Below are 623 nucleotides of genomic sequence, written 5' to 3'. Positions count from 1 at the left end.
CCTGAAATTTGAAAGTGGATTGTGTCGTTATTACCGCCTACTCCCACCTTGCCACAAAACTGTTCGCCATCTTTAGAGAACAGGCAGAAGTGATCATCATAGTATTGGAACTTGTTACCCGTCATTGAGCCAACGGTAAAGCCTAAAACCTTAGTGATAAAGATGACCACACACTCTTCAAAGTATTCGGTGTACATCTTCTTATGGAACTTGTTTATATCCTCAGCATCTTGAAGGTTCTTTGCTCGCATTGGCGGAAGCGAAGGAGGTTGAGGGAAAGCGATGCCAGAGAACGGACCCGATTTAGTGCAGTGACGAAACTCTGAAAGCTTCACAGTAAAACTCAAGTGGTCAATGATCACAGAAGTGCTCAGATAATCGGTATCAGTGTCAACGTCTTGAGGTTCATCAAAGATATATTCTGGGTGCAGGCGTATTGCTTTCTGCTTGTACTTGTTAGGTTCTTGTTTGTGAGAGTAAGACAGGCGTGCATGACGCTCTGCGTCATCAATTTCAGTTTGATTAACCACACCAGAACGGCAGTGAGGACACACGGAGAAGAAAAACGACGTGTAGACCTGACCACAGTCAGTACATGCAAAGTGTCTTTTTGATGTGCTTTT

The 623-nt window shown here is 44.0% G+C and carries 1 pseudogene; it reads right to left on the bottom strand.

The annotated features are described in order from the left end of the window. Window positions 1-623 (bottom strand): annotated as a pseudogene (locus VJL_RS29545) (replication initiation factor domain-containing protein); the annotation flags it as partial.

This window comes from Vibrio jasicida CAIM 1864 = LMG 25398 (assembly GCF_000400365.1).
Lineage (GTDB): Bacteria > Pseudomonadota > Gammaproteobacteria > Enterobacterales > Vibrionaceae > Vibrio > Vibrio jasicida.
The sequence above is the reverse complement of the archived record's forward strand: the minus strand, read 5'-3'. Positions and strand labels throughout refer to the sequence as shown.